The 258-nt window shown below is 46.1% G+C and carries 1 rRNA gene; it reads left to right on the top strand.

Features of this window, described 5'->3' with window-relative positions:
- A 16S ribosomal RNA gene (locus J5M56_RS25990) occupies positions 1-63 on the top strand; the annotation flags it as partial.
- Positions 64-258: the final 195 nt, after the last annotated feature.

The raw sequence follows: 258 nt of genomic DNA on the forward strand, positions 1-258 counted from the left end.
ATGACTGGGGTGAAGTCGTAACAAGGTAGCCGTAGGGGAACCTGCGGCTGGATCACCTCCTTAATCGACGACATCAGCCTGCTGATGAGCTCCCACACGAATTGCTTGATTCATGGTTGAAGACGTTGCACCTGATCGAATTCAGAAATGAACATTCGCGTCGAATGTTGATTTCTGGCTTTTGTCAGATCGTTCTTTAAAAATTCGGATATGTGATAGATATAGACTGATAGCCAGTTTCACTGCTGGGTATCAGGC

This window comes from Pseudomonas sp. 51_B (genome assembly GCF_017491595.1).
GTDB lineage: Bacteria > Pseudomonadota > Gammaproteobacteria > Pseudomonadales > Pseudomonadaceae > Aquipseudomonas > Aquipseudomonas promysalinigenes.